This is a genomic window from Streptomyces sp. ERV7, assembly GCF_001653515.1.
Lineage (GTDB): Bacteria > Actinomycetota > Actinomycetes > Streptomycetales > Streptomycetaceae > Streptomyces.
Genome location: NZ_LYOY01000052.1, coordinates 1 through 6,224 on the forward strand (window position 1 = coordinate 1; position 6,224 = coordinate 6,224).

The window sequence follows — 6,224 nt, forward strand, 5'->3', positions numbered from 1 at the left end:
CTCCCTGGAATAGGCCCGGACAACTCGTAATGCGTAGGTCTCGGGTTCGAATCCCGAAGGCGGCTCTGTAGAAGCCTCAGGACTCACTCGCCGTGACCTGGGGCTTTTGCTATTTCCGGGGTCGTTTGGGGCGTGGGCCGTGCCGGACGGGGTCTCAGACGGTCGCCAGTTCCGCGTTCGCCCGGGTCGTGACCAGGGTCAGTACGCGGCCTGCGACCGCCAGGTCCTCGGGCGGGATGTCGGCGTACAGGCGGGCGGCGATCGCGGCGGTCTCCGCGGTGGTGGTCCCGTAGAGCGTGCGGCCGGCCTTCGTGAGGCGCAGCCGAGTCGTCTCCGCCGGGTCCTCCTCCAGCAGATCCGCCGCTGTCAGCTCCTCGATCACGGCGCGTACGAACGACTCGTCGGCCTTCAGTGAGCCCGTGACGTCGGCGACGAGCTCGTCGCGGCCGATGGATTCACCCGCGACCGCGATGGCGCGGAGCGTCACATTCTGGTGGAACGTGACGCCGTGGCGGGTCACCACGCCCTCCGCGAGGGCGCGTGCGGCGTAGTGCGCCAGGGCGATGACGCGCGCGTCGACCCTGGGTGCGGTGGTGGTCATGGCTGCTCCTTCTCGTTCTCGGTGGGTGGATCAAGTGGATCAAGAGGTACGTCGAGCAGGGTCGCCAGTTCGCGGGTGAACTGCCGGGTGCGCGGGCTGTCCTGGCCGCCGAGCGGTTCCAGCCACTGGTCGAGGAGCCCCTGGACCACCTGGATCGCGCGGTGGGCGACGTCGCTTCCCTGCTCGGTGAGCGAGAGCAGCATGGCGCGCGGGTCGTTCGGGTCCCGGGTGCGGGTGACGAGTCCGGCGGTTTCCAGGGACCGGGCGAGCTTGGAGACGTAGAGCGGTTCCAGCCCCGTGTGGTCGGCGAGCCGGCGCTGGCTGGGCAGCAGGCCGGAGCGCCGCATGCCGTACAGCGCGCCCATCAGCGCGTACTGGGCGTGGGTCAGGCCCAGGGGCGCGACCGCCCGGTCGACGGCCACCCGCCACTTCGTCGACAGGCGCCAGACCAGAAACCCCGCCGTGGCGTTCTCCGCTGCTGAACTCATGGCAGATACAGTACATGGATACTATGTACATGGCTAGTATCTGCTGGCGGGCCCGGGCGTCCGAGGGCGGCAAGGGTGGACGTGACCTGCGCTGATGGCTGACCATGGGCCGATGTCGCTCAGTACGTACGAGGTCGATCAGTTCGAGGGTTACCGGGGTCGCCTGGAGGCGATCGCCTATCGGCTTCTCGGGTCGGCCGGGGACGCCGAGGATGCGGTGCAGGACACGTTCCTGCGGTGGCACGCGGCCGACCGGGAACGGATCGAGACGCCCGAGGCGTGGCTGACGAAGGTGCTCACCAACCTCTGCCTCAACCAGCTCACTTCGGCGCGGGTCAGGCGCGAGACCTATGTGGGGGAGTGGCTTCCGGAACCGGTCCTGGCCGGGGACCGGATGCTCGGTCCGGCCGAGACCGTCGAGCAGCGCGAGTCGGTGTCCCTCGCAGTGCTCACCCTCATGGAGCGGCTCTCGCCCAATGAGCGCGTGGTGTACGTCCTGCGCGAGGCGTTCGGCTACGCGCACCGGGAGATCGCGGAGATCCTCGATCTCACCGAGGCCAACTGCCAGCAGATCTACCGGCGGGCCAGGCAGCACGTCACCGCCGACCGGTCCCGCGGCAAGGTCGACGCGGCCGCCGCGCGGAAGATCGTCGAGGAGTTCCTGGAGGCGGCCCTCAGCGGCGACACCGAGCCGCTGATCCGGCTGCTCACCGACGACGCGGTCAGCATCGCCGACGGCGGCGGCCGGGTCTCGGCCCGCAGGTCGCCGGTCATCGGCGCGCTCGGGATCGCGCGGTACCTGCGGGGCCTGTTCCGGCCGAACGAGGCCAAGCGGGCGTACACCGGTGGCAGCCCCGCCCTCCATGTCGCCGTCGTCAACGGCAGCCCGGCCGTGCTCATCCAGGTCGGCGAGCTGGTCGCCGGAGTCATCTGCCTCGACACGACCCCCGGCCGCGTCGGAGCGCTCCACATCCAGGTCAACCCCGACAAGCTGGAGCGCATCACGCGCCAATGGGCGGCGGAGGGACCGCATCAGCCCCTCGCCGTCATGTGGTGACCCGCGTCACAGCGGTTTCCTGTCAGGGATCGCGCGGCTGTCCGGTTCAGGAGGTGCACGCAGCCAGACAGGCCAAGCCGGACAGGCTGGCCGGGCCGGACAGGAGCGAGTCATGAAGCACCGCATTGTCGTCCTCGGGGCCGGGTACGCCGGAGCCGTCACCGCCGGTCGCCTCGCCAAGCGGCTCCACCGCGACGACGTCGAGATCACCCTGGTCAACGGCGACCCCGACTTCGTCGAGCGGGTACGGATGCACCAGCTCGCGAGCGGTCAGGACCTGCCGAGCCGCCCGCTGCGCGACCTCTTCGCGGGTACGGGTGTGCGGGTCCGGGCGGCGTGGGTCACCTCCGTCGACGTCGACCGCAAGACCGTCGAACTCGGCGGCGAGCAGGGCGGCGGGACCCTCGGTTACGACACCCTCGTGTACGCCCTGGGGAGCACACTCGCCGACCACGGTGTCCCGGGCGTCGCCGAGTACGCCCACAACGTCGCCGGGAAGCAGGCCGCGCTGCGACTGCGGGCGCGGCTCGGCGAGTTGGCGCCGGGCGGGACCGTACTCGTCGTCGGCGGTGGTCTGACCGGCATCGAGGCCGCCACCGAGATCGCCGAAGCCCACCCGGGGCTCAAGGTGTCCATCGCCGCCCGCGGCGGCGTCGGCGACTGGCTCAGCGAGAAGGCCCAGAAGCACCTGCGCGGCGCGCTGGACCGGCTCGGCGTCACCGTCCACGAGCGGACCGACATCGCACGCGTCGGGGCGGACGGCGTGGTGACCGGCGCGGGCGGGGAGATCGCGGCCCAAGTGACCGTCTGGACAGGTGGTTTCGCGGTCCACCCGATCGCGGCCGCCAGCACCCTGGAGGTGTCCGACACCGGGCGGATCGTCGTCGACGCCACCCTGCGCTCGGTCTCGCACCCCGATGTGTACGCCGTCGGTGACGCCGCGTTCGCCATCGGAGCGGGCGGCAAGCCGCTGCGGATGGCCTGCGCCACGGCGAACCCGATGGCGTGGCTGGCCGCCGACGCCCTGGCCGCGCGTCTGACGGGGCGCAAGGTCCCCGACGCCCCGGTCGGTTACGTCGCCCAGTGCATCAGCCTCGGGCGCCGCGATGCCATCTTCCAGCGCGTGACCCACGAGGACCGGATGACGTCCACCGTCATCACGGGCCGGGCCGGCGCCCGTATCAAGGAGTTCATCGTCGCGGGCACGGTCTGGGGTCTTTCCCACCCGACCAACATGCTGCCGACCCTCCGCCACCGCCTCGTGGTGACGAGCGAGCCCGTGGAGACCGGCACGGTGGAGCCCCCCTTCGCCGCGACTCGGTGACCTGCCTCAGGAGTAGTGCTCTTGTGGGTAGGTAACGAAAGGCCAGGCCGGATGCGTTCCGACCTGGCCTTCACTCGTTACGGTGACGCCCTGACGCAGATGCTTGACGCCCGGTCAGTGGCCGGCCGTCAGTCGATGCCCTGCGCGAACGAGAACACCCCGTACGGGTCGTACTTGGACTTCACGTACGACAGGCGGTTGTAGTTCTCGCCGTAGTACGCCTCGCGCCAGTCCGTCAGCGCCGGGTCGATGAAGTTCTGGTAGGACTCGCCCCGCGAGATCGGGTCGACCGCGGTGAAGCCGTTGTCGACGAAACGCTGGCCGGAGGCGAGCTCGTCGCCCGACAGGATGCCGAAGGCGAACGTGTAGTACGACATCAGCAGGGTGCTGTCGCGGTGGACGTACGCCGTCGAGGTGCGCGACACCTTGTTCGCTGCGCCGCCCAGCGCCATGATCTCGAACTTGTGGAAGTGACCGGCCGTGCGCTCGGTGTCGAAGACACCGACCAGCCGGGCCCACTCGGTCTCCGAGGGCGATCGGCTCAGCAGCCGGCCGCGGCCCAGGACGTGGCCGAACGGGGCGAGCTTGCCGTTGGCCGGGTCCCAGGTGTTGTTGTGGCACTGCTGCTGCGAGTACGAGCCACAGCCGAAGATCTTCATCATCGCGGACTTGTAGGTGTCCGTGTAGACGTTCTGCTGGATCGGGGCCGCGCCCGTCAGGGCGATCAGGCGGGCGATCTCGGTGTCGAACTCCGCGCGCGTGCCGATCGAGGTGACCAGCAGCGTCACCAGCGGGGCGTGGCCCGCCGCCGAGTCGAACAGGTCGATGTTGGAGCGGCTGCCGAAGGTGGTCGGCGCGGTCTCCAGCCACTGGGTGAGGCCGTGCATCGCGCCCACCGCGTGGTCGTAGCTGAAGAGCAGCTCGGCCACGTTCAGGTTCGGGACGGCGGTCGGGGTGACCGTGTACTGGGTCACGATGCCGAAGTTGCCGCCGCCGCCACCGCGGATCGCCCAGTACAGGTCCGGGTTGGAGGTCGGCGACGCGGTGACCTGGCGGCCGCTGGCGAGGACGACCTTGGCCGAGGTCACCTTGTCCGCGCCGAGCCCGGAGTGGCGGGTGAGCAGGCCGACGCCGCCGCCCTGGAGGAAGCCGCCGAGCGCGACGGTCGGGAACATGCCGCCCGGGATGGCCAGGCCGCTCGCGCCGAGGCCGTTGACCACGTCGACCAGCTGCGTACCGCCGCCGACGGTCGCCGTGCCGGAACCGGCGGTCACCGCGTTCAGCCGGGAGACGTCGATGATCAGGCCGGTGGTGGTGGAGAAGCCGCCACCGCTGTGGCCACCGCTGCGGGCCGTCACCGGGATGTCGTGGTACTGGCCGAAGAGCAGGCTGGCGGTGACGTCGTCGGCGTTCGCCGCGTACACGATGGCCTGCGGGTTGGTGAGGCTGTACTGGCCGTACTCGACGGTCTTGGCCGCCGTGTACGAGGAGTCGGACGGCAGCACCAGCGTGCCCGTCAGATGCGCGCGCAGCCGGTCCCACTGGCTGGCGGTCGTGGCGGTGGCGGTGGTGAACCCCGACAGGGAAACGGCCGCGGCTCCGGCCCCCGCCATCCCGATGAACGACCTGCGTGTGATCATGCCTTGCTCTCCCCTGTGAGCCTCATCGATCTCTGAGCCCTGCGGCCGTTCCGGGATCACCCGAGGTCCTTCGCTGCCCCGCGGACCTGCCTCCCCCACGATCCCCGCGCCCGAGGGATCGGCATCCTGCCACGGAATCCGGCCGACGGGTGGGGCAGTTGGCCAGTACGGCGCGACCTCGGCTGTCACTCAAGTCCCGCTGGAGCTGCGGATGTTCGCGGTTCCCGGAGTCCCCGGCAGCGTTCAAGTGTGGAGCTTGACGTGGTCTGCGGCGGTGTCCACGGCCCCTAGGCTTGACCGTCGGCGACCAGGTGAAAGGGCGGGTGTCATGGCGGACTCATGGGTCAATTCCGCAGAGCGGATCGGTGCCGACCTCCATGTGGAACTGGCCGGATCCGGCAGTCGGCGGGCCGCCCTCATCCGCGCGTTGCGCTCCGCCGTCCAGGACGGGCGGCTCGCCCCCGGCACCCGGCTGCCCCCCTACCGCTCGCTCGCCGCCGACCTCGGGCTCGCCCGCAACACCGTCGCCGACGCGTACGCCGAGCTCGTCGCCGAGGGCTGGCTGACCGCGCGCCAGGGCTCGGGCACCCGGGTCGCGCCCCGCGCCGAGCCCGTACGGCCCGCGCGCGTGCCCAAGAAGGTGCCCCGCCGGGCCGCCGCCCCGGCGCACAACCTGATGCAGGGGCAGCCGGACGCCGGATCGTTTCCGCGCGGCGCCTGGCTGTCGGCGGCCCGCCGTGCGCTCAACGCGGCCCCCAACGAGGCCTTCGGGCCGGGCGACCCCCAGGGCCGCATCGAGCTGCGCCGGGCGCTGGCCGGCTACCTCGCGCGCGTGCGGGGCGTACGGACCACCCCCGACCGCATCGTGGTCTGCTCCGGCTTCGCACACGCCCTGCGGCTGCTCTACGGCGGCCAGGTGCTGCGCGGCCCGCTCGCCGTGGAGTCGTACGGACTCGGCTTCCACCGCTCCCTGCTCGCGGCGGCGGGCGTACGGACCGTGCCGGTCGGGCTCGACGAGCAGGGCGCGCGCGTGGCGGAGCTGGCCGAGCGGCCGGAGCTCAAGGGCGTACGGGCCGTACTGCTCACGCCCGCCCACCAGTTCCCGACCGGCGGG

General features: G+C 71.3%; 6 protein-coding genes. 3 read left to right on the plus strand and 3 right to left on the minus strand.

The window, feature by feature from the left end:
• Positions 1-154 precede the first annotated feature (154 nt).
• Complete coding sequence (locus A8W25_RS29480; RefSeq protein ID WP_067157007.1) at positions 155-601, minus strand: winged helix DNA-binding protein; 447 nt, start codon at positions 599-601, stop codon at positions 155-157.
• The gene (locus A8W25_RS29485; protein WP_067157004.1) at positions 598-1,089 is read right to left on the minus strand and encodes a MarR family winged helix-turn-helix transcriptional regulator; all 492 of its coding nucleotides are present in this window, start codon (positions 1,087-1,089) and stop codon (positions 598-600) included. Before A8W25_RS29485 ends, A8W25_RS29480 begins: the two co-directional genes overlap by 4 nt.
• Before the next feature lie 112 nt (positions 1,090-1,201).
• Here A8W25_RS29485 and A8W25_RS29490 point away from each other — a divergent pair, with 112 nt between their 5' ends.
• On the plus strand, positions 1,202-2,146 hold the full coding sequence (locus tag A8W25_RS29490; RefSeq protein WP_067157001.1) for an RNA polymerase sigma-70 factor: 945 nt from the start codon (positions 1,202-1,204) through the stop codon (positions 2,144-2,146).
• Between the two features lie 112 nt (positions 2,147-2,258).
• Positions 2,259-3,470, plus strand: coding sequence for an NAD(P)/FAD-dependent oxidoreductase (locus A8W25_RS29495; RefSeq protein ID WP_067156998.1), 1,212 nt, complete (start codon positions 2,259-2,261; stop codon positions 3,468-3,470).
• Between the two features lie 128 nt (positions 3,471-3,598).
• On the opposite strand, the gene A8W25_RS29500 is transcribed toward A8W25_RS29495, so the two are convergent.
• Positions 3,599-5,110 (minus strand): FAD-binding oxidoreductase, encoded by a 1,512-nt coding sequence (locus A8W25_RS29500; protein WP_079125846.1) that lies wholly within the window; start codon positions 5,108-5,110, stop codon positions 3,599-3,601.
• A 328-nt stretch (positions 5,111-5,438) separates the two neighbouring features.
• On the opposite strand from A8W25_RS29500, the gene A8W25_RS29505 reads away from it, so the two are divergent.
• A partial coding sequence (locus A8W25_RS29505) for a PLP-dependent aminotransferase family protein (protein ID WP_158942778.1) occupies positions 5,439-6,224 on the plus strand: 786 nt, incomplete at its 3' end.